This window comes from Pseudomonas sp. RIT288, from assembly GCF_000631985.1.
Lineage (GTDB): Bacteria > Pseudomonadota > Gammaproteobacteria > Pseudomonadales > Pseudomonadaceae > Aquipseudomonas.
Map to the genome: position 1 here is coordinate 18,946 of NZ_JFYN01000003.1, position 18,319 is coordinate 37,264.

25 protein-coding genes and 1 tRNA gene are annotated in these 18,319 nt (G+C 58.2%); 19 read left to right on the forward strand and 7 right to left on the reverse strand.

The features are described from left to right. Window positions 1-7: 7 nt before the first annotated feature. From rbsK to BW33_RS04725, 3 genes are read left to right on the forward strand one after another with little or no spacing between them, the layout of a single operon-like run. On the forward strand, window positions 8-925 hold the full coding sequence (gene rbsK / locus BW33_RS04715) for a ribokinase (RefSeq protein WP_047597382.1): 918 nt from the start codon (window positions 8-10) through the stop codon (window positions 923-925). Beyond that, window positions 922-1,326 (forward strand): D-ribose pyranase, encoded by a 405-nt coding sequence (rbsD, locus tag BW33_RS04720; RefSeq protein WP_047597383.1) that lies wholly within the window; start codon window positions 922-924, stop codon window positions 1,324-1,326. Before rbsK ends, rbsD begins: the two co-directional genes overlap by 4 nt. Window positions 1,327-1,371: 45 nt before the next feature. After that, a complete protein-coding gene (locus BW33_RS04725) occupies window positions 1,372-2,400 on the forward strand; it encodes a nucleoside hydrolase (protein ID WP_047597384.1) in 1,029 nt (342 codons plus the stop codon). Window positions 2,401-2,433: 33 nt separating this feature from the next. Here the strand turns inward: BW33_RS04725 and BW33_RS04730 are convergent, their stop codons facing one another. Continuing rightward, complete coding sequence (locus BW33_RS04730; RefSeq protein WP_047597581.1) at window positions 2,434-2,646, reverse strand: hypothetical protein; 213 nt, start codon at window positions 2,644-2,646, stop codon at window positions 2,434-2,436. A 132-nt stretch (window positions 2,647-2,778) separates the two neighbouring features. Between BW33_RS04730 and BW33_RS04735 the strand changes: the two genes are divergently transcribed. Together BW33_RS04735 and BW33_RS04740 are read left to right on the forward strand one after the other, a co-directional pair. Beyond that, the gene (locus BW33_RS04735; RefSeq protein ID WP_047597385.1) at window positions 2,779-3,084 is read left to right on the forward strand and encodes a hypothetical protein; all 306 of its coding nucleotides are present in this window, start codon (window positions 2,779-2,781) and stop codon (window positions 3,082-3,084) included. A gap of 168 nt (window positions 3,085-3,252) precedes the next feature. Further along, the gene (locus BW33_RS04740) at window positions 3,253-3,570 is read left to right on the forward strand and encodes an I78 family peptidase inhibitor (protein ID WP_007961248.1); all 318 of its coding nucleotides are present in this window, start codon (window positions 3,253-3,255) and stop codon (window positions 3,568-3,570) included. Window positions 3,571-3,642: 72 nt separating this feature from the next. On the opposite strand, the gene BW33_RS04745 is transcribed toward BW33_RS04740, so the two are convergent. Further along, on the reverse strand, window positions 3,643-3,855 hold the full coding sequence (locus BW33_RS04745) for a cold-shock protein (RefSeq protein WP_003179963.1): 213 nt from the start codon (window positions 3,853-3,855) through the stop codon (window positions 3,643-3,645). Window positions 3,856-4,145: 290 nt separating this feature from the next. After that, window positions 4,146-4,448: a hypothetical protein gene (locus BW33_RS04750; protein ID WP_047597386.1), complete on the reverse strand. Its 303-nt coding sequence runs from the start codon at window positions 4,446-4,448 to the stop codon at window positions 4,146-4,148. A gap of 372 nt (window positions 4,449-4,820) precedes the next feature. Between BW33_RS04750 and thrS the strand changes: the two genes are divergently transcribed. The 10 genes from thrS to BW33_RS28270 all read left to right on the forward strand — a co-directional run bounded on the left by thrS (window position 4,821) and on the right by BW33_RS28270 (window position 12,919). Beyond that, window positions 4,821-6,743, forward strand: coding sequence for a threonine--tRNA ligase (gene thrS, locus BW33_RS04755; protein WP_007961251.1), 1,923 nt, complete (start codon window positions 4,821-4,823; stop codon window positions 6,741-6,743). Continuing rightward, on the forward strand, window positions 6,743-7,294 hold the full coding sequence (gene infC / locus BW33_RS04760) for a translation initiation factor IF-3 (RefSeq protein ID WP_170929410.1): 552 nt from the start codon (window positions 6,743-6,745) through the stop codon (window positions 7,292-7,294). The genes thrS and infC overlap by 1 nt, the downstream gene beginning before the upstream one ends. A 60-nt stretch (window positions 7,295-7,354) precedes the next feature. Further along, window positions 7,355-7,549 (forward strand): 50S ribosomal protein L35, encoded by a 195-nt coding sequence (gene rpmI, locus BW33_RS04765; RefSeq protein ID WP_002553160.1) that lies wholly within the window; start codon window positions 7,355-7,357, stop codon window positions 7,547-7,549. Window positions 7,550-7,577: 28 nt separating this feature from the next. Continuing rightward, on the forward strand, window positions 7,578-7,934 hold the full coding sequence (rplT, locus tag BW33_RS04770; RefSeq protein WP_002553161.1) for a 50S ribosomal protein L20: 357 nt from the start codon (window positions 7,578-7,580) through the stop codon (window positions 7,932-7,934). 109 nt (window positions 7,935-8,043) lie between these two features. Next, complete coding sequence (gene pheS, locus BW33_RS04775; RefSeq protein WP_047597387.1) at window positions 8,044-9,060, forward strand: phenylalanine--tRNA ligase subunit alpha; 1,017 nt, start codon at window positions 8,044-8,046, stop codon at window positions 9,058-9,060. Window positions 9,061-9,086: 26 nt separating this feature from the next. Beyond that, entirely contained in the window at window positions 9,087-11,465 is a 2,379-nt protein-coding gene (gene pheT / locus BW33_RS04780; RefSeq protein WP_047597389.1) for a phenylalanine--tRNA ligase subunit beta, read from the forward strand. A gap of 3 nt (window positions 11,466-11,468) precedes the next feature. After that, window positions 11,469-11,771, forward strand: a complete 303-nt coding sequence (gene ihfA / locus BW33_RS04785; protein WP_002553164.1) for an integration host factor subunit alpha — start codon at window positions 11,469-11,471, stop codon at window positions 11,769-11,771. Then, complete coding sequence (locus BW33_RS04790; protein ID WP_003179985.1) at window positions 11,752-12,108, forward strand: MerR family transcriptional regulator; 357 nt, start codon at window positions 11,752-11,754, stop codon at window positions 12,106-12,108. The genes ihfA and BW33_RS04790 overlap by 20 nt, the downstream gene beginning before the upstream one ends. An 88-nt stretch (window positions 12,109-12,196) precedes the next feature. Next, window positions 12,197-12,273: transfer RNA gene (locus tag BW33_RS04795), tRNA-Pro, on the forward strand. Between the two features lie 478 nt (window positions 12,274-12,751). Next, complete coding sequence (locus tag BW33_RS28270; RefSeq protein ID WP_080963240.1) at window positions 12,752-12,919, forward strand: metallothionein; 168 nt, start codon at window positions 12,752-12,754, stop codon at window positions 12,917-12,919. 23 nt (window positions 12,920-12,942) lie between these two features. Here the strand turns inward: BW33_RS28270 and BW33_RS04800 are convergent, their stop codons facing one another. Continuing rightward, on the reverse strand, window positions 12,943-13,215 hold the full coding sequence (locus BW33_RS04800) for a hypothetical protein (protein ID WP_047597391.1): 273 nt from the start codon (window positions 13,213-13,215) through the stop codon (window positions 12,943-12,945). A gap of 40 nt (window positions 13,216-13,255) precedes the next feature. Continuing rightward, on the reverse strand, window positions 13,256-13,483 hold the full coding sequence (locus BW33_RS04805) for a DUF6555 family protein (protein ID WP_027613849.1): 228 nt from the start codon (window positions 13,481-13,483) through the stop codon (window positions 13,256-13,258). 145 nt (window positions 13,484-13,628) lie between these two features. On the opposite strand from BW33_RS04805, the gene BW33_RS04810 reads away from it, so the two are divergent. The 3 genes from BW33_RS04810 (at window position 13,629) to BW33_RS04815 (ending at window position 15,759) form a co-directional block, all read left to right on the forward strand. Beyond that, window positions 13,629-14,396: an AraC family transcriptional regulator gene (locus BW33_RS04810; RefSeq protein WP_177327461.1), complete on the forward strand. Its 768-nt coding sequence runs from the start codon at window positions 13,629-13,631 to the stop codon at window positions 14,394-14,396. Between the two features lie 202 nt (window positions 14,397-14,598). Next, window positions 14,599-14,772 (forward strand): DUF1427 family protein, encoded by a 174-nt coding sequence (locus BW33_RS28275; RefSeq protein ID WP_007969534.1) that lies wholly within the window; start codon window positions 14,599-14,601, stop codon window positions 14,770-14,772. Between the two features lie 30 nt (window positions 14,773-14,802). Beyond that, window positions 14,803-15,759, forward strand: a complete 957-nt coding sequence (locus BW33_RS04815; protein ID WP_047597396.1) for a quinone oxidoreductase family protein — start codon at window positions 14,803-14,805, stop codon at window positions 15,757-15,759. 121 nt (window positions 15,760-15,880) lie between these two features. Here BW33_RS04815 and BW33_RS04820 read toward each other — a convergent pair whose 3' ends face one another. Both BW33_RS04820 and BW33_RS04825 read right to left on the reverse strand, forming a co-directional pair. Then, window positions 15,881-16,903, reverse strand: a complete 1,023-nt coding sequence (locus BW33_RS04820; protein ID WP_047597397.1) for a purine-nucleoside phosphorylase — start codon at window positions 16,901-16,903, stop codon at window positions 15,881-15,883. Between the two features lie 15 nt (window positions 16,904-16,918). Then, complete coding sequence (locus BW33_RS04825) at window positions 16,919-17,878, reverse strand: nucleoside-specific channel-forming protein Tsx (protein ID WP_047597398.1); 960 nt, start codon at window positions 17,876-17,878, stop codon at window positions 16,919-16,921. Window positions 17,879-18,019: 141 nt separating this feature from the next. On the opposite strand from BW33_RS04825, the gene BW33_RS04830 reads away from it, so the two are divergent. Continuing rightward, the gene (locus tag BW33_RS04830) at window positions 18,020-18,316 is read left to right on the forward strand and encodes a hypothetical protein (RefSeq protein ID WP_047597399.1); all 297 of its coding nucleotides are present in this window, start codon (window positions 18,020-18,022) and stop codon (window positions 18,314-18,316) included. Window positions 18,317-18,319: the final 3 nt, after the last annotated feature.

An 18,319-nucleotide genomic window follows, 5' to 3' on the forward strand; every position in this document is an offset into this window, starting at 1 on the left:
GTGATGTATGCCAGCAAATGTAGTGGTAATAGGCAGCCTGAACATGGATCTGGTCACCCGGGCGCCACGGCTGCCCAAGGGCGGTGAAACGCTGATCGGTCATTCCTTTGCCACCGTGTCCGGCGGCAAGGGCGCCAATCAGGCAGTCGCTGCTGCACGCCTGGGTGCGCAGGTGGCAATGGTCGGCTGTGTTGGCAACGATGACTACGGCGTGCAATTGCGTGACGCGTTGCTGGCCGAGCAGATCGATTGTCAGGCGGTAAGTACCGTTGAAGACTCCAGTGGTGTGGCGCTGATCGTGGTCGATGACGACAGTCAGAACGCCATCGTGATCGTTGCCGGCGCCAACGGTGCAATGACCCCGGCGGTGATCGACCGCTTTGATGCAGTGCTGCAGGCGGCCGACGTGGTTATCTGCCAGCTCGAGATCCCCGACGCAACGGTGGGGCATGCGCTCAAGCGTGCACGTGCGCTGGGCAAGACGGTGATCCTCAACCCGGCGCCGGCCAGTCGTCCGCTGCCGGCGGACTGGTTTGCCGCCATCGACTACTTGATCCCCAACGAAAGTGAAGCATCCGCGTTGAGCGGGTTGCCGGTCGATTCGCTGCAAAGTGCAGAAAGCGCTGCCAACCAGTTGATCGTAATGGGCGCGGGCAAGGTCATCATTACCCTCGGTGCGCAAGGTTCACTGTTTGCCAATGGCAAAGGTTTCGAGCACTTCCCGGCGCCAAAGGTGCGGGCGGTCGATACCACCGCCGCGGGCGATACCTTCGTCGGCGGTTTTGCTGCGGCGCTCGCCAGTGGCAAATCCGAGGCCGAGGCGATCCGGTACGGGCAAATCGCTGCAGCGCTGTCCGTGACCCGGGCCGGCGCACAACCTTCCATTCCAACCATGTCTGACGTACAGGCGTTCAAACCCGCATGAAAAAGACTCCTCTGCTCAACGTCGCGTTGTCGCGGCTGATCGCCTCCCTGGGTCATGGTGACATGGTGGTCATCGGTGACGCCGGACTGCCGGTGCCACCAGGTGTTGAATTGATTGATCTGGCGCTGACCCACGGCCTTCCGGATTTCGTCAGTACCCTGAAAGTCGTGCTCAGCGAGATGCAGGTGGAAAGCCATGTGCTGGCCAACGAAATCCTCGACAAGCAGCCGACCGCGCTGGTCACGCTGGACGAGTTGCAGGAAGGGGGCGCCCTCGGTCGGCGCGATCTGCTGACTCATGAGCAATTCAAGGTTCTCAGCCGACAGGCGCGGGCGATTGTTCGTACAGGCGAATGTCAGCCGTACTGCAACATCGTGTTGGTCGCCGGAGTAACGTTCTAATCGGTTTTTCGACCCATCCATTTTCATCAGCACAAGGAATGCGCCATGCACCGCTATGCTCAAAAAATCCACCAATTGCTTCGGAGTCTGCTGCTTTTGTCTTTTATGACCGCCACCGGCGCTCAGGCTGCTGAAAAGATCGACCTGATCATCGACACCGACCCGGGTGCCGACGACGTAGTCGCCTTGCTGTTCGCGCTGGCTTCGCCGGATGAACTGAATATTCGCGCATTGACCACCGTGGCCGGCAACGTGCGCCTCGACAAGACTTCGCGCAACGCGCGCCTGGCTCGCGAGTGGGCAGGGCGCGAAGATGTCCCGGTCTATGCCGGTGCGCCGAAGCCACTGATGCGTACCCCGATCTACGCCGAGAACATCCATGGCAAGGAAGGCCTGTCGGGTGTCACCGTGCATGAGCCGAAAAAGGGCCTGGCCGAAGGCAATGCGGTCAGCTACCTGATCGACACCCTGAAAAAAGCCAAGCCGCACAGCATTACCATCGCCATGCTTGGCCCGCAGACCAACCTGGCGCTGGCGCTGATCCAGGAGCCGGAGATCGTCAATGGCATCAAGGAAGTGGTGATCATGGGCGGCGCGCACTTCAATGGCGGCAACATCACCCCGGTGGCCGAATTCAACCTGTTCGCCGACCCACAAGCGGCGGAAGTGGTACTCAAGAGCGGCGTGAAACTGACCTACCTGCCGCTGGACGTGACCCACAAGATCCTCACCAGCGACGCACGCCTGAAACAGATTGCCGCGCTGAACAACAATGCAAGCAAGATCGTTGGCGACATTCTCAACGAGTACATCAAGGGCGACATGGAGCATTACGGCATCCCGGGCGGCCCGGTGCATGACGCTACCGTCATCGCTTACCTGCTCAAGCCTGAGCTGTTCACCGGTCGTTCGGTCAACGTTGTGGTGGATAGTCGCGAAGGTCCGACTTTTGGCCAGACCATCGTTGACTGGTATGACGGTCTGAAGGCGCCGAAGAACGCCTTCTGGGTGGAAAATGGGGATGCTCAAGGCTTCTTCGATCTGCTGACCGAGCGTCTGAAACGCTTGAAGTAAGGCTGTGACCCGCAGGTGCCAGCCTGCGGGTTTTTATTTTCTCTCGGTGTCCTGCGTGCTCTTGTCGTCATGCTGGTACCGCTCGAACACCTGGGCGATAAACGTTTGTGCGCCCTGGGTTCCCATCGTCTTGACCAGCAGATCGATGCTGATCAACGCCAGCTCCTCCGAACTGCCCGGGCTGTAGGAGCTGTGCCCCTTCGGCCAATGAACCTTGATGTCGGCGGAGATGCTTACGGTGTTCATGAGTGCGCTCGAAAAGTCGGGAATGTCTGAAAGCGAGTTAACCACTTTGGCGGGCGTTTGGCACTGCGACTTAGGCATGAGCGCGTCGCTATGCGACACTTGGTCTTTTCCGGCTGATTCAAGGAATATGCTGTGCAGATCGATTTGAACACCCCCGACGGCCTCACACTCGACGCTGTGCGCCAGTTGCTGGCGTCGGCCAGCGATGATGTGCACACGCAGCTGCGTGTGACCAAGGGTGGGATTGCCTATATTTCTTCCGGTGTGACCGGTGGGCAGGATATTGATGGCCTGCTGTTTCGCCTGGAGACCTGGGCCAAGGGGTCGGGGTATGTCGGCAAGGTCGCGGCCAGTGATGAAGTCTGGGTGATGCAGATTTTCAATGCGCTGAAAGACAACTGGCCGAATCCGCCGCTCGATTACATCGACGTCTATTGAGCTTCGTTAATATTCGGTCACGATTGCGTGAGGATGCGTTGCCCGCTCTTCAGGCAGACTCAGCGTTTTTACGGATCGTGGGGCAGTGTGACAGCATCGGTTGTGAAACCAAACGCCGTATTGGTGGTCGCACGATCTCAGCTTAACCATTTGAAAAAAGGAGGCTTCATGCCTTTGAAGTTCGCGTCTCTGGGTGCACTTATGGCCGTTGCCATGTTGGCCGGTTGCAGCACAACCTCCAGCGAGTCGGCAAAGGATCCTGTGGCGACCGATGCCGGTCATAGCCGCTGTGAAGCAAAGGCAGCGGAATTTGCCATCGGTAAAAAGGCTTCGCCGGAACTGCTCGATCAGGCTCGTGCCAAAGCTGGCGCGCAAAACGCCCGCTTCCTCAAGCCAACCGACATGATCACTCTGGAGTACCGTTCCGATCGCTTGAATCTGAACACCGACAACAACCTGGTGGTCACCCGCGTCAACTGCGGCTGATCACAGAGCGCTTTTGTTGCAGGCATAAAAAACCCCGTCACATGGACGGGGTTTTTTTAGTGCGCCAGGAAATTACTCTGGGCGAACTTGTGCAGCTTGCATACCCTTTTGGCCTTTCTCAGCCACGAAAGAGACGGTCTGGCCTTCTTTCAGGCTTTTGAAACCGTCGGATTCGATAGCTTTGAAGTGTACGAACAGGTCGTCACCGCCACCTTGAGGAGTGATGAAGCCGAAGCCTTTTTCATCGTTGAACCATTTAACGGTGCCGGTTTGGCGATTAGACATGGTGTATCTCCAAGAAACATATATTTTCAGTAGTACTGTGCTGCTCAGGCCAACTGGGCACACCGGAGTATCATAGTCGAAATGTTCGCTTTGGTAGCCCCCCGGACGTGCTGTTTGCCAATCAGTCGTGTTTTCTTTGTGCTCTGTTTTCGCTGAAAGCCCCGGTTTAAAAGGCTTTGCGACAAAAGTAAAGACAATAAAAAAACCTGTAAAACCTGCATAAATCGTCTGAAAAGGCTCAATTCGGGTCCTTTTTTCGCCTCTTTAACTGATCATGAAGGCCTTTTTTGTCACTTTTTGGCTGGTGGTGTGGCCTTGCATTTGGCAATTTGGCCCAATGCTTTATTTTGCAGTTCAGGGGTCGCCTTGTTGTTCATCAGTGCCTCAATGTCGCTGGCCGGGTAGGACTTGATGGCGTCAGCACCGCAAGCGCAATGGGCTTTGGCCGCTGCCTCTCCTATCTTTTGCGCCGCCGCCGGGACGCATTGAGCCATGTATTTCTCACGCTCGCCCTTCGGCCATTCAGCGTGGGCACTCAGCGGCAGCAGCATAACGATAGGGGCGACGACGGCGAACAGTGTATTCAGACGCATGCGAGGATGCTCCTTGTGGGTCAATGTCTTGATATCTGAGAGCTAATGGGCCGATCAAGTTCAGCACTCTGGCATAAAAACGGACTATTTGCCTTCTGATCAAACAGAGGCATAAGTGACCGCTCATCTGTGCTAGCATGCCGGGCTCAAGCGTTCTCAGGCTCCGGATGGCCTTCAGCCCCGGCAGCGGTCAGCGTGCGAAAAACTCTGATTTGAATCCCAGTCACTCTGGTTCGGTTTTCCGGTTGGCCGCAAGGCTCCTGCCGCTGTAAGGCAGGCGTTCGTCATTGAATGGCCTGGATCGGATCTTGTACTGGCTCATCCCAACCCACGTGACCTTTGGTAGGGGTCACCACTAGGAGAGGAGGCGCCATGCCAACTATTACTCTTCCCGACGGCAGTCAACGTTCATTCGATCACCCGGTTTCCGTAGCCGAGGTCGCCGCATCCATTGGTGCCGGACTGGCCAAGGCCACCGTGGCCGGCAAGGTCAACGGCAAGCTGGTCGACGCCTGCGACATCATCGACAGCGACGCGACGCTGCAAATCATCACGCCAAAGGATGAAGAGGGGCTGGAGATCATTCGCCACTCTTGTGCGCACCTGGTTGGCCACGCGGTCAAGCAGCTGTACCCGACTGCGAAAATGGTCATCGGGCCGGTCATCGACGAAGGCTTCTATTACGACATCGCCTTCGAGCGTCCTTTTACCCCGGACGACATGGCCGCCATCGAACAGCGCATGCATCAGCTGATCGACAAAGATTACGACGTCATCAAGAAAGTCACTCCGCGCGCCGAAGTGATCGAAGTGTTCAAGGCCCGCGGCGAAGACTACAAGCTGCGTCTGGTCGAAGACATGCCGAACGAACAGGCCATGGGTCTGTACTACCACGAAGAATACGTCGACATGTGCCGCGGCCCGCACGTGCCGAACACGCGTTTCCTGAAATCCTTCAAGCTGACCAAACTGTCCGGTGCCTACTGGCGCGGTGATGCCAAGAACGAGCAGCTGCAGCGCGTTTACGGTACTGCCTGGGCTGACAAGAAGCAGCTGGCGGCTTACATCCAGCGCATCGAAGAAGCGGAAAAACGCGATCACCGCAAGATCGGCAAGCGCCTGGGCCTGTTCCACACCCAGGAAGAAGCGCCGGGCATGGTGTTCTGGCACCCGAACGGCTGGACCCTGTATCAAGTGCTCGAGCAGTACATGCGCAAGGTGCAGCGTGACAACGGCTACCTTGAGATCAAGACCCCGCAAGTGGTTGACCGCAGCCTCTGGGAGAAATCCGGGCACTGGGCCAACTACGCCGACAACATGTTCACCACCGAGTCGGAAAGCCGCGACTACGCCATCAAGCCGATGAACTGCCCGTGTCACGTGCAGGTGTTCAACCAGGGCCTGAAGAGCTACCGCGAACTGCCGATGCGCCTGGCCGAGTTTGGTGCCTGCCACCGTAACGAGCCGTCGGGTGCGCTGCACGGCATCATGCGCGTGCGTGCATTCACTCAGGACGACGCCCACATTTTCTGCACCGAAGAGCAGATGCAGGCCGAATCCGCTGCGTTCATCAAGCTGACCATGGACGTTTACCGCGACTTCGGCTTCACCGATGTCGAGATGAAGCTGTCCACTCGTCCGGAAAAACGCGTGGGTTCCGACGAGCTGTGGGATCGCGCCGAAGCGGCACTGGCGGCAGCCCTTGATAGCGCGGGCCTGCCGTACGATCTGCAGCCGGGCGAAGGTGCGTTCTACGGTCCGAAAATCGAGTTCTCGCTGAAAGATTGCCTCGGTCGCGTCTGGCAGTGTGGTACCTTGCAGCTCGATTTCAACCTGCCTGTCCGTCTCGGCGCCGAATACGTCTCCGAAGACAACAGCCGCAAGCACCCAGTGATGTTGCACCGGGCGATCCTCGGTTCCTTCGAGCGTTTCGTCGGGATTCTGATCGAGCACTACGAAGGTGCATTCCCTGCGTGGCTGGCGCCAACCCAGGCAGTGATCATGAATATCACTGATAAACAGGCAGATTTCGTCGCTCAGGTTGAAAAAACTCTCAACGAAAGCGGATTTCGTGCCAAGTCCGACTTGAGAAATGAAAAGATCGGCTTTAAAATCCGCGAGCATACTTTGCTCAAGGTTCCCTATCTTTTGGTTATCGGAGATAAGGAAGTCGAGATGCAGACTGTCGCTGTGCGTACTCGTGAAGGTGCTGACCTGGGCTCGATGCCCGTCGCCCAGTTCGCTGAGTTTCTCGCGCAAGCGGTTTCCCGGCGTGGTCGCCCAGATTCGGAGTAATTATTATTAAGCGTGAAATGAGACAAGATAAACGAGCTGCACCGAAAGCCCCGATCAACGAGAATATCTCGGCACGCGAGGTTCGGTTAATTGGCGCTGATGGCGAGCAGATTGGCATCGTCTCGATTGATGAAGCGCTTCGTATTGCTGAAGAAGCAAAGCTTGATCTGGTAGAAATCTCTGCTGACGCAGTCCCACCGGTTTGCCGGGTGATGGACTACGGCAAATCGATCTTCGAAAAGAAGAAGCAGATTGCAGCAGCGAAGAAAAACCAGAAGCAGATTCAGGTAAAAGAAATCAAGTTTCGTCCAGGGACGGAGGAAGGGGATTACCAGGTAAAACTGCGCAACCTGGTACGTTTCCTGAGTGACGGGGACAGGGCCAAGGTATCCTTGCGATTCCGCGGCCGTGAGATGGCCCACCAGGAGCTGGGGATGGAACTCCTCAAGCGGGTTGAAGCTGACCTGCTCGAGTACGGTTCGGTCGAACAGCATCCTAAGATGGAAGGACGCCAGCTGATCATGGTCATCGCCCCGAAAAAGAAGAAGTAATCAACAGGGCACGGCAGGCCTTCTGATTATGTTTATCAACTGAATGCGGAGTATCCGAACATGCCAAAAATGAAAACCAAAAGTGGTGCTGCTAAGCGGTTTCTGAAAACTGCTAACGGTATCAAGCACAAGCACGCTTTCAAGAGCCACATCCTGACCAAAATGTCGACCAAGCGTAAGCGTCAACTGCGCGGTAGCAGCTTGCTGCATCCGTCTGACGTGGCAAAAGTCGAGCGCATGCTGCGCCTTCGTTAATTTTAGTCAAGAATAGAGGAAGTAACTCATGGCTCGTGTAAAGCGTGGCGTCATTGCCCGTAAGCGTCACAAAAAAATTCTGAAACTTGCTAAAGGCTACTACGGCGCACGCTCCCGCGTATTCCGTGTTGCCAAGCAAGCGGTAATCAAGGCAGGCCAATACGCCTACCGTGACCGTCGTCAGAAAAAACGTCAGTTCCGCGCTCTGTGGATCGCTCGTATCAACGCTGGTGCTCGTGTTAACGGTCTGTCCTACAGCCGTTTCATCGCTGGCCTGAAAAAAGCGTCCATCGAGATCGACCGTAAGGTTCTGGCTGATCTGGCAGTGAACGAAAAAGCGGCGTTTGCTGCGATTGTCGAGAAAGCTAAAGCCACCTTGGCTTAAGTACCCCCGACAGTCACCCGGCCTCACCTTTGTGGGGCCAGGTGTTAAACGTCATAAATAGGGGAAGAGCCTTCAAGCTCTTCCCCTATTTTGTATCTGGAGTCTGTACATGGAAAACCTGGATGCGCTGGTCTCTCAAGCACTAGAGGCTGTGCAAAGCGCTGAAGATATCAATGCCCTGGAGCAAATCCGGGTTCAATACCTTGGCAAAAAGGGTGAATTGACTCAGGTGATGAAGACCCTGGGGAATTTGCCGGCAGAAGAGCGTCCGCAAGTCGGCGCCCTGATCAACGTTGCCAAGGAACGTGTCACAGGCGTTCTCAATGCGCGCATGGCTCTGTTTGAAGAAGCCGAACTGGCTGCCAAACTGTCTGCCGAATCCATTGACGTGACGTTGCCGGGCCGTGGCCAGACCTCCGGAGGTCTGCATCCGGTGACCCGGACTCTGGAACGAGTCGAACAGTTCTTCACCCGCATCGGCTACGGCATCGCCGAAGGCCCTGAGGTCGAAGACGACTATCACAACTTCGAAGCGCTCAACATCCCAGGCCATCACCCGGCCCGGTCGATGCATGACACCTTCTATTTCAACGCGAACATGTTGCTGCGCACCCATACGTCACCGGTACAGGTCCGCACCATGGAGTCCAGGCAACCACCGATCCGCATCGTCTGCCCAGGCCGTGTGTATCGCAGCGACTCCGATATCACCCACTCGCCGATGTTCCACCAGGTCGAAGGCCTGCTGGTCGATCGCGACATCAATTTCGCCGATCTCAAAGGCACCATCGAAGAATTCCTGCGGGTGTTCTTCGAGAAAGAGCTGGCCGTACGTTTCCGTCCTTCTTACTTCCCGTTCACCGAGCCATCCGCTGAAGTCGACATGGAATGCGTGATGTGCAGCGGTAAAGGCTGCCGCGTCTGCAAGCAGACCGGCTGGCTGGAAGTCATGGGCTGCGGCATGGTTCACCCGAACGTGCTGCGCATGTCCGGCATCGATCCGGAAGAGTTCTCCGGCTTCGCTTTCGGTATGGGCGTCGAGCGTCTGGCAATGCTCCGTTACGGCGTGAATGACTTGCGTCTGTTCTTCGACAACGACTTGCGGTTCCTCGCGCAATTTCGCTAGTCGTAACGAATTCTTAGGAGAGCAGGATGAAATTCAGTGAACAATGGCTGCGTGGCTGGGTTAGCCCGCAGGTAAGTCGCGACGAGCTGGTTGCTCGTCTGTCGATGGCGGGTCTGGAGGTCGATAGCGTGACCCCGGCCGCCGGTGTATTCAGCGGCGTGGTCGTGGGCGAGGTGCTGAGCACCGAGCAGCACCCTGACGCCGACAAGTTGCGTGTGTGCCAGGTCAGCAATGGCGCGGAAACCTTCCAGGTCGTGTGCGGTGCGCCTAACGTGCGTCCGGGCCTGAAGATTCCGTTCGCCATGATCGGTGCCGAACTGCCGGGCGACTTCAAGATCAAGAAGGCCAAGCTGCGCGGCGTCGAGTCCAACGGCATGCTGTGCTCGCAAGCCGAGCTGCAGGTCGGTGAAGGCAATGACGGTCTGATGGAGCTGCCGGCCGATGCGCCGGTGGGTGAAGATTTCCGTGTATATCTCGATCTGGAAGACGCCAGCATCGAGGTCGACCTGACCCCGAACCGTGGCGACTGCCTGTCGCTGGCCGGTCTGGCCCGTGAAGTCGGCGCACTGTACGCCGCTCCGGTCACCCGTCCGGTGGTCATGGCCATTCCGGCCGTGCACGACGAAGTACGTCCGGTCGAAGTGCTGGCGCCTGCCGCCTGCCCGCGTTACCTGGGTCGTGTCATCCGTAACGTTGACCTGTCCAAACCAACCCCGCTGTGGATGGTTGAACGTCTGCGCCGCGCCGAAGTGCGCAGCATCGACGCTGCCGTCGACATCACCAACTACGTGATGCTCGAACTGGGTCAGCCGTTGCACGCTTTCGATCTCGCCGAAATCAATGGCGGCATCCGCGTGCGTATGGCGGAAGAGGGTGAGAAGCTGGTTTTGCTCGACGGTCAGGAAGTCAGCCTGCGTAGCGATACGCTGGTGATCGCCGACCACACCCGCGCTCTGGCGATTGCCGGCGTAATGGGTGGCGAGCACAGCGGTGTGTCCGCAACCACCCGCGACGTTTTCCTGGAAAGTGCCTTCTTCGACCAGATCGCGGTGGCTGGCAAGGCTCGGTCCTACGGCCTGCACACCGACGCGTCGCACCGTTACGAGCGTGGCGTGGACTGGCAACTGGCCCGTGAAGCCATGGAGCGCGCCACCGGCCTGCTGCTGGAAATCACCGGTGGTGAAGCCGGCCCGATCATCGAGACCGTCAGCGAGCAACATCTGCCGTCGATTGCGCCGATCACCCTGCGCGCGCAGCGCATCACCCAGATGCTGGGGATGGAAATGGATTCGGCGCAGGTCGAGCGTCTGCTCAGCGCCTTGGGCCTGAATATTTCCGCTGACGGAGCAGGGCAGTGGCGCGTAGAAGTGCCAAGCCACCGCTTCGACATCAGCCTGGAAGTCGATCTGATCGAAGAGCTGGCGCGTCTGTACGGCTACAACCGTCTGCCGGTTCGCTACCCGCAAGCGCGTCTGGCGCCACAGGCCAAGGCTGAAGCACGCAGCGAATTGCCTGAATTGCGTCGTCTGCTGGTTGCCCGTGGTTATCAGGAAGCGATCACTTACAGCTTCATCGATCCGAAACAGTTCGAACTGTTCAACCCGGGCGTCGAGCCACTGTTGCTGGCCAACCCGATTTCCAATGACATGGCTGCCATGCGTTCTTCGCTGTGGCCGGGCCTGGTCAAGGCGTTGCAGCACAACCTGAACCGTCAGCAGGATCGCGTGCGTCTGTTCGAAAGCGGTCTGCGCTTCGTCGGTCAACTCGAAGGTCTGAAGCAAGAGCCGATGCTGTCGGGTGTGGTGTGCGGCAGCCGTCTGCCGGAAGGCTGGGCACAGGGGCGCGATACCGTCGATTTCTTCGACGTGAAAGCTGACGTTGAAGCGGTGCTGGGTTTTGCCGGTGCGTTGGATACCTTCACTTTCGCTCCGGGCAAACACCCGGCGCTGCACCCGGGTCAAACCGCGCGCATCGAGCGTGACGGGCGTGAAGTGGGCTTTATCGGTGCGATCCACCCAGAGCTGTCCAAAGCCCTGGGTCTGGATCGTCCGGTATTCGTCTTCGAGCTGGTTCTGGCTGAAGTCGCTTCCGGAAAAATGCCGCAATTCCACGAGTTGTCGCGTTTTCCTGAAGTGCGTCGTGACCTTGCACTGATCGCGCACAAAGATGTCGCGGCCTCGGCTGTATTGGACGTAATCCGTGAAAATGCAGGCGAATGGCTCACGGATCTCAGGCTGTTTGACGTGTATCAGGGTAAAGGCATTGATCCTGATAGAAAAAGCCTTGCAGTTGGCTTGACCTGGCAGCATCCATCGCGCACTCTTAATGACGATGAGGTGAATTCGACGACGCAAAACATCCTCACCTCGCTCGAACAAAGGTTGAACGCCACGTTAAGGAAGTGACGTATGGGGGCTTTGACGAAAGCTGAGATGGCGGAACGTCTGTATGAAGAGCTGGGCCTGAACAAGCGGGAAGCCAAGGAATTGGTTGAACTGTTTTTCGAGGAAATCAGGCACGCTCTTGAAGACAACGAGCAGGTCAAATTGTCCGGTTTCGGCAATTTCGACCTTCGGGACAAGCGCCAGCGGCCTGGCCGCAACCCGAAAACGGGGGAAGAAATCCCGATCACGGCTCGCCGTGTGGTCACCTTTCGTCCAGGGCAGAAGTTGAAGGCCCGAGTTGAGGCTTATGCTGGAACCAAGTCATAACGACGAACTACCCGTCATCCCGGGCAAACGCTACTTCACCATTGGTGAAGTCAGCGAGCTGTGTGCGGTAAAACCGCACGTGCTGCGCTACTGGGAGCAGGAGTTTCCTCAACTCAACCCCGTCAAACGCCGCGGAAACCGCCGGTATTATCAGCGCCAGGATGTACTGATGATCCGGCAGATCCGCGCGCTCCTTTACGATCAGGGATTCACTATTGGTGGCGCGCGTCTGCGTTTGTCCGGCGATGAAGCCAAAGACGACACCACCCAATACAAGCAAATGATCCGCCAGATGATCGCTGAGCTTGAAGATGTACTGGTGGTTCTCAAGAAATAAAAAGCTGCGTTTGAATACTTCCAGTTTTCAAAAGCTTGCGATATATTCTTGAGCGCTCTTCGAGACGAGGGGCGGGTTTCAAACCAGTCGGGGCGTAGCGCAGTCCGGTAGCGCACTAGCATGGGGTGCTAGGGGTCGAGTGTTCGAATCACTCCGTCCCGACCATTATTCCTGAGTAAAATCAGACACTTAAGCCGATCACCTGGATCGGCTTTTTTGTGCCTGCGCAAAACCCGCGCAACAACACCTATGAAGACCTGCTGGCGAGAGCTGGCTTTGAGCCGTCGCTGCGTTTCATCCGAGGGCTGTCCGACGTTTTGGATCGGTTTTAGCGCCTTACCGGTTCCTTGACAGAATTCCTTGCGGTATCGAGTCGTGTCATATGCAGTTATTGAGAACGAAGTGGCAATGACAAAAGCGGAAGCTGAAGCATTTTTTAGTGACTCGCTGTAAGAGCGAAACCGCCAGCGGCAGCACTCGAAGAAACGGATATTCACCCAATATCGCCAGCAGAAACGGATGTACACCCAATCCCCCCCAAAAAACCAGATCAAAAGATCGCAGCCTTCGGCAGCTCCTACACTGTTCTCTACGGCTTGCCCTCGCAAGCCACAGACAACCACCAAAAAAGGAGTCTGCCCCCATGCCCGATAGAAAATGCGATTGCCCCAACTGCAAATGCACCATCAAGGAAGGCGAACACGCCTACGCCGTGCACGGCAAACACTATTGCTGTGAAGCCTGCGCACACCACCACAAGGGCGGTGAAGAGTGTTCAAGCAAAGGCTGCCATTGCGCCCACCCCAAATAACCGCGCGCATAAAAAAGTGGAGCCTAATCAGGCTCCACTTGCAGTTTCAGGCTTTCATCATCCAGCCGTTCGGTATGGCGGACCGTGCCTTGCAGTCGTCGCCCGTCAACCCTGACCACCACGGTTTTCGCCTGGTCGAGGTCTTCCGGTAGCGGCGCCGGCACACGCAGGGCGAAGCTATACGGGTCGTCCTCGACAGCCTCAAGACCCACCCGACAGTCCACGCTTTTGGTGATACGGCCGAACAGGGTGTCCAGGCCGTAATCCAGATGCGCCGGGCTGAAGATGCTGGTCATTGTGTACGCCCCCAAAGAGTCCCCATCGCCTGACGAGATTCTAGCTCGCCGGTCGCCATGTGACATTTTCCACGCCGAATTTCTCCGCCATCGGTTTGCTGGTCTTTTGCACTTTTTCCCGGCCGAAACGCGGGATGCGACCCACACCGGCGTCGCAGCTTGCCCAGTGCCACGCCTCGGCGTTGTCCATTCTGTCCGAGCGGATAATGAACGACTTAGGCGTGCCGTGAAGGGTGTAATCGATGACAAACAGTTTTGCGTTGTTCATAAAGCCCGTATTCCTCCCTGTGGTATTAGAAGGATCGCGGCGCGTCGGGAAAATTCACTCGGATTGTCCGACGGTATCTATCGTTGGCGACGCATGGGCGCAGTGGTTAACATGGCCGCTCCGCCAACCCCAATGAATGCTCGCCATGGCCCTCGCCGCGCCCCCCGATCTCACGGATACCGATGTGCCGGTGCAGCCGCTGGCGCGTACCTATCCGCGCGGTTTGTTCATCGAGCCGCACGAGCATGTCTGGGGTCAGTTGCTGTATGCGATGAGCGGGGTGATGTGGGTCGAGACCCCGCATGAGGCGCTGGTGGTGCCACCGCAGCGCGCGGTGTGGTTGCCGCCCGGGGTGCCGCACGGGATTCGTGTGGTGTCGGACTTGCAGATGCGCAATATCTACCTGCGCCCGGTGCTGGCGGCAACGCTGGATCCGGCGGTGCAGGTGATCGAGGTCGGTGGGCTGCTGCGTGAGTTGATCATCGGGCTGGTGGAGCAGGGCGACAGCGGTGAGCCTACCTATTACGACGCGTTGGTCGGGCTGGCCTTGCTGGAGCTCAAGCGTGCCCGGCGCTCACAATTGAAGATCCCGCTGCCGGACGATTCCGACCGGCGCCTGATGAATCTGTGCCAGGCGGTGATGGCGGCACCGTCGCTGGAGATTCCGTTCGAACAGCACGCGGAAAACGCCGGGGCCAGCGTGCGCACGCTGGCGCGGCTGTTCAAGGACAGCCTCGGCATGGGCTTCGCCGAATGGCGGCGGCAGGTGCAACTGGCGACGGCGGTGGCCGAGTTGATTCAGGGCGTGCCGGTGAGTGTGATCGCTCGCGAGCTGGGGTATTCGCCGAGCAGTTTCAGTGACATGTTCCGGCGCGAGCTGGGCGTGGCGCCTTCGCAATTCTCCACCACCTGAACCCGATCCCTGTAGGAGCTGCCGCAGGCTGCGATCTTTTGATCTTGTTTTTAAAAATCAAAGTCAAAAGATCGCAGCCTGCGGTAGCTCCTACAGGGGGACATCACTGAGAATTGGCCGAAATTCAGAAGTCCTTGGCCGACACCTCTGCCCATCCTTCCCTAGACTTTGCCCATTCTTTTAACGCGGCGGAGTTTCCTCCATGAACTACCTGATTTCGCTGGCCATCGGTCTGGGTGTCGGCCTGCTTTATGGCGCACTGGACTTCCGTTCCCCGGCGCCACCGGCCATCGCGCTGGTGGGGCTGCTCGGTATGCTCGCGGGTGAGCAGTTGTGGCCGATGGGTCGGCAACTGGTCGCCGGCTGGCTGTCCTGAATTGTCCTTTTTCCTTTGGTGGATGTCCTCATGAAAGCACTGCAATTCGATCAAACCGGCGATCTGTCTTCCCTGCGTTTCGTCGACGTACCGACCCCGTTGCCTGGCGCGAATGAAGTGCTGGTCGAGATCAAGGCGGCCGGTCTGAACCCCAGCGATGTGAAGAACGTGCTCGGGCGATTTCCGTACACCACATTGCCACGGATTCCCGGGCGTGATTTTGCCGGTGTCGTGGTCGAAGGCCCGCAGGCGTTGCTCGGTCAGGAAGTCTGGGGCACCGGGCGCGAGTTGGGCTTTTTCGCCGATGGCTCGCACGCGCAGTTCGTCAAACTGCCGGTCAATGGCGTGGCGCACAAACCGTCGCACCTGAGTTTCGCTCAGGCGGCTAGCCTCGGTGTGCCTTACACCACGGCGTGGGATGCGCTGGAGCGCAGTCTGGTGAAGGGGGAAACCCGTTTGCTGGTGATCGGCGGCGGTGCGGTGGCCACAGCGGCGTTGGCGCTGGCCAAGGTGCGTGGGGCGCAAATCCTCGCGTCAGCGCGTAGGCCGGAGCAGGTCAAGGCGTTGCAGGCGCAAGGCTTCCAGACGATTCAGCTGGATAAACCCGAAGACCTCGGCGCACAGGTCGACGCGGTGTACAGCGGCGGTGCCGACGTGATCTTCGACACCACCGGTTTCTGGCTGCCGGCCTCGGTGGCGGCATTGGCAGCCTTCGGGCGCATCGCGATCATCGCCGCACCGGTCGACGGCCATGTGCAGTTGCCGGCGCTGGCGTTGTACCGCAAGGGCGGTTCGGTGGTCGGGATCAACTCGCTGTTGTACGGCGTGCAAGCCTGTGCGGCGATGCTCGAGCAGTTTGGGCGGTTCTTTGATGAGGATCTGCTGCCGCTACCGCAGGGGTTGGTGGAGGTGCCATTGGCGCAGGGGTTGCAGTGCTATGCAGAGGTGAATCAGGGCAGTGGCGACAAGGTCATCCTGATTCCCTGAGCACCACGTCCCCCTTGTAGGAGTGAGCCTGCTCGCGATAGCGGTGTGTCAATTACAAATGGGTTATTTGACTCACCGCTATCGCGAGCAGGCTCACTCCTACAATTGATTGGCGCAGGATTCAGGATTGCGGGACGCCGTTTTCCCACGCCGACCAGTTTTTCAGAATGTCCTGCACCAGCGGATTGCCGGCGCGATAGAGGTTTTCCAGCGCCGGCACAAAGCCGCCCTGATCGGCGTATTTCAGCAGATTGTCCACCTCGCTGCCGCCAGGAGCAGGACGGTCGAAGTCAGAGCCTGCACGTACCACCGCCAGACGCTGGACATCCACCAGACCTTCACGACTGGCGCGCAACAAGGCCTCGTAAGTGGAGTTGTCTTCCTGTTGCGTGGTGCAGTATTCACCCTGATTGTCGGTCAACAATCTGGTCCAGACCTCGGCGCGTTCGCTCAGGCGAGTACCCGAGAACCAGGTGTTGCCCGCCAGCGTGTCGCAACGGGTGACGACTGGCGGCTGATTGGCCGGGGCCGACGGGTATTTCAGGCGCCACGCCGCCGATTCCTTGCTCTCGCTCAGCTCGACCTTGTGGCTCAGGGCGAAGGCTTTGGCCTGCAGTTTCGGGTTGAGTTCGAAGACTTCGGTCTTGTAGTCCAGCGGCGGTTTTTCGTTCGGACCCTTGGTGTTGATGCCCAGGTAGCCAGTCGGCCAGCTCGCCGGCGCATCGCGCGAGTCCAGCTCCCATTGGGTACCGAATTCCACCAGGTAATGCGCCCAGGCGGCGGTACCGATGGTCCCGTGTTTGGGGCTGATGCCGGCGATCCCGGCGATCAGAAACCAGCTTTTGCGCAGGTCGAATTTCGGCGACAGGGCCAAGGCCAGGGTTGAAGCGGCGGCGTTGGTCTGGCCCATGCCGGTGGTCAGCAGGCACACCTGTTGGCTGTTGCAGCGGATAGTCGGGTACTCGGCGGACAGGCCCGGTACGCGGATTTCCTGTTTCAGATCGAGGCGCTCGATCCAGTTCTGTGCCTCGGGGGCGAACATGGTGATCAGCACGACTTTCGGCTGAATCGGCGCTTCAGCCGCCCAAGTGGTGGAAGAGAGCAGGGCCGCAGCGGCCAGGGTCAGACGCGTCATTGCTTGCATGAGAATCTCCTGATTTCAGAACTGGTAGCCGATGCCGGCGTAGTAACCCCAACCGTTGGAGCGCGCGCGGAAATTGCCGTCGCCGAAGTTCAGCTCACTGCCGTCCTCCCAGTTGCCGCCGTTGTGGAAGTAACGGCCGACCAGAGTGAAGCGCAGGTGGGTGAACGAGTAGAGCAAGACGTTGGTCGCCACCGTGGCATTGGCGGTGCGCGCCGGGTTGTCCTTGTGGATGTCCGAGCCGAAGTCGAAGTTGGTGAAGCCGATGTAGGTCAGCGAGGCGCCGTTGCTGAATTTGTCGATGGGCACGATGTACTTGAGTTGCGCGCGGTAGCCGTCCCACGAATATTCATTGCTCGCACCGTAGTTTTCCCACTGGTAGCGCCCGTACAGGTTGGCCGACAGGTTGACCCGCGAGTGGGTGTCGATGTCGGTGCCGAAGCCGCTGTACAGGGTGTTGGCGCGGTTCTCCTTGCGGCTGCCGTGATCGTAGATCCAGTCGAACGCCACGTACCATTCCTTGAACGGGCCGATGGCCAGGCTGCGGCCGGCGAGGTAGTCGATGGAGATGCGCGGCTCGTGCTCCATGAACACCGGTGAGCCGTGATCCCACACGCCTTTGTCGTGGCTGTTGCCGATGTTGAAGATCTTCGGAATGTCGACGTAGCCGTACAGCTCGAACGGACCCTTGCGCCCGAAGTACTCGTATTCCAGGTAGATATCGTCGGCCGGTTGCGGCCCGAAGCTGATGTCCTTGCTGCCGATCAGCGTCAGGTCCTGGTTGTACCAGTCCGACAGATAGGCGCCTTTTTGCGGCGGGGCAGCTTCCGGGCTGAGGGCTTCGCCCTGGGCGGATTCGTCGGGCAGGGCCGGTTGTGCCCACGCGCTGTGGCTGAGAACTCCGGTAACGCCGGTCAGTAGTAGGGAAACAGCAAGCGTGCGCGCGAATGGGGCGCGAAGAAGGGAAGCAGCGTGCATTCAAAGTCCTTTTTTTGCGGATCGAGGCCCGGATTCTGCGGGTCTGTACGGTTTTGTTACGAAAAAGCCGTGATAGGCAGGTCGCAAACGTTTGCACAACACGTACCAAGTCGCTCCGCTTGCCCCTGTAGGAGCTGCGGCATGCTGCGATCTTTTGATTTTGCTTTGAAAAATCAGGATCAAAAGATCGCAGCGTGCCGCAGCTCCTACAGGGGAGGTGGCCTGGACAGGGGCCAGCGTTTACTGGCCGAAAACCCTGTTCTAGACGGCCCTAGTATTAAAGTATTAACACCATTTAATCAGTGCTCCATGGCGGGGCGTCTACTAGCTTGTCACCCAGAACGCGGTTTTGTGATGACCGTCGCAGTCTTGATTCGCGTGTGGAATAAGCACCGCTTGCACGCTTTCAAGGAAGAATTTGGCCACGACAAGGAGTAGCCC

Excerpts from the sequence above, each read along its gene's own strand:
- rplT (WP_002553161.1), top strand. The coding sequence starts at position 7,578 with ATGGCTCGTGTAAAGCGTGGCGTCATTGCCCGTAAGCGTCACAAAAAA.
- BW33_RS04725 (WP_047597384.1), top strand. The coding sequence starts at position 1,372 with ATGCACCGCTATGCTCAAAAAATCCACCAATTGCTTCGGAGTCTGCTG.
- BW33_RS04805 (WP_027613849.1), bottom strand. The coding sequence starts at position 13,483 with ATGAACAACGCAAAACTGTTTGTCATCGATTACACCCTTCACGGCACG.
- ihfA (WP_002553164.1), top strand. The coding sequence starts at position 11,469 with ATGGGGGCTTTGACGAAAGCTGAGATGGCGGAACGTCTGTATGAAGAG.
- BW33_RS04810 (WP_177327461.1), top strand. The coding sequence starts at position 13,629 with ATGGCCCTCGCCGCGCCCCCCGATCTCACGGATACCGATGTGCCGGTG.
- pheT (WP_047597389.1), top strand. The coding sequence starts at position 9,087 with ATGAAATTCAGTGAACAATGGCTGCGTGGCTGGGTTAGCCCGCAGGTA.
- BW33_RS04790 (WP_003179985.1), top strand. The coding sequence starts at position 11,752 with ATGCTGGAACCAAGTCATAACGACGAACTACCCGTCATCCCGGGCAAA.
- BW33_RS04820 (WP_047597397.1), bottom strand. The coding sequence starts at position 16,903 with ATGCAAGCAATGACGCGTCTGACCCTGGCCGCTGCGGCCCTGCTCTCT.
- thrS (WP_007961251.1), top strand. The coding sequence starts at position 4,821 with ATGCCAACTATTACTCTTCCCGACGGCAGTCAACGTTCATTCGATCAC.
- BW33_RS04825 (WP_047597398.1), bottom strand. The coding sequence starts at position 17,878 with ATGCACGCTGCTTCCCTTCTTCGCGCCCCATTCGCGCGCACGCTTGCT.
- BW33_RS04815 (WP_047597396.1), top strand. The coding sequence starts at position 14,803 with ATGAAAGCACTGCAATTCGATCAAACCGGCGATCTGTCTTCCCTGCGT.
- rpmI (WP_002553160.1), top strand. The coding sequence starts at position 7,355 with ATGCCAAAAATGAAAACCAAAAGTGGTGCTGCTAAGCGGTTTCTGAAA.
- BW33_RS28275 (WP_007969534.1), top strand. The coding sequence starts at position 14,599 with ATGAACTACCTGATTTCGCTGGCCATCGGTCTGGGTGTCGGCCTGCTT.
- BW33_RS04830 (WP_047597399.1), top strand. The coding sequence starts at position 18,020 with ATGCTGCGATCTTTTGATTTTGCTTTGAAAAATCAGGATCAAAAGATC.
- BW33_RS04800 (WP_047597391.1), bottom strand. The coding sequence starts at position 13,215 with ATGACCAGCATCTTCAGCCCGGCGCATCTGGATTACGGCCTGGACACC.
- BW33_RS04750 (WP_047597386.1), bottom strand. The coding sequence starts at position 4,448 with ATGCGTCTGAATACACTGTTCGCCGTCGTCGCCCCTATCGTTATGCTG.
- rbsK (WP_047597382.1), top strand. The coding sequence starts at position 8 with ATGCCAGCAAATGTAGTGGTAATAGGCAGCCTGAACATGGATCTGGTC.
- BW33_RS28270 (WP_080963240.1), top strand. The coding sequence starts at position 12,752 with ATGCCCGATAGAAAATGCGATTGCCCCAACTGCAAATGCACCATCAAG.
- BW33_RS04745 (WP_003179963.1), bottom strand. The coding sequence starts at position 3,855 with ATGTCTAATCGCCAAACCGGCACCGTTAAATGGTTCAACGATGAAAAA.
- pheS (WP_047597387.1), top strand. The coding sequence starts at position 8,044 with ATGGAAAACCTGGATGCGCTGGTCTCTCAAGCACTAGAGGCTGTGCAA.
- BW33_RS04740 (WP_007961248.1), top strand. The coding sequence starts at position 3,253 with ATGCCTTTGAAGTTCGCGTCTCTGGGTGCACTTATGGCCGTTGCCATG.
- rbsD (WP_047597383.1), top strand. The coding sequence starts at position 922 with ATGAAAAAGACTCCTCTGCTCAACGTCGCGTTGTCGCGGCTGATCGCC.
- BW33_RS04730 (WP_047597581.1), bottom strand. The coding sequence starts at position 2,646 with ATGAACACCGTAAGCATCTCCGCCGACATCAAGGTTCATTGGCCGAAG.